This window comes from Oleiphilus sp. HI0086 (genome assembly GCF_001635225.1).
Genome location: NZ_LWFZ01001248.1, coordinates 1 through 814 on the forward strand (window position 1 = coordinate 1; position 814 = coordinate 814).

Sequence of the window (814 nt, forward strand, 5' to 3'; positions counted from 1 at the left end):
TTGGGCTAAAGCGCTTGCTGCGCAAGATGATAACCTTGAGCTAAAAGAGCGCTTTGCAGCGCTGGCTAAGACATTAGAAGAGCAGCAGTCGACTATTCTTGCTGAAATGACGGTTGTGCAAGGTAAGCCTGTCGATATTGGCGGTTACTACCATCCTGATGTGGCGAAAGCGACTAAGGCGATGAGACCAAGTGATACCTTTAATTCAGCGCTTGATAATTTGTAAGCGTATCTGAGTGAAAAAAAACCGAACCGGCTCAGGCCGGTTTTTTTATGCCCAGAGTTTCATAGATAAATGACTGGAAGGTACTATCGATTGTAGTGTTGAGCGTTCTTATAGGTCTTTGGGTCAAGCGTAGGGTAGCTCTTCACTGTCATGAAGGCACCAATTTGGTAAGTCTTGATTGAGGTACCTAGGTTTACGCTGGATTTTTGGGCAGATTGTTTGTATGCAGGTTGTTCAAATAGTGCACAATGAGTTGGTGTGCTCCTTGGTAAAGCTGTTTCATGTGATAGCTTAGGTTTTGCGAGCGTAATATGGTGCGAGAAGTAAAAGGTAGTCTTTCTATTGCTTCAGAATGGTGCGTTTTGGCTGGAGGATATGTTGGAATCTGTCTGTGCGCAAGTCGTTTGTGTAATTATCTGTTTTTATCTTGTTGAAAGTAAAGAAAAAAATCTTAGTTGGATCGACTTTTGATTATGGTGGCCTAGTTTTCATTCAATCTATTTAAGGAACCCCGCATGTCTGAAGCTCGATTAAGGTTATTGGATTTTTCCAGTCGACCGACACAAATATTGCACTTTACCTGGTTTG

The 814-nt window shown here is 42.4% G+C and carries 1 protein-coding gene; it reads left to right on the forward strand.

Translation table 11 applies throughout. The annotated features are described in order from the left end of the window. Positions 1–226, forward strand: a 226-nt coding sequence (locus tag A3756_RS21680) for an NADP-dependent isocitrate dehydrogenase (protein WP_197481454.1), incomplete at its 5' end; no start/stop codon positions are given. Positions 227–814: the final 588 nt, after the last annotated feature.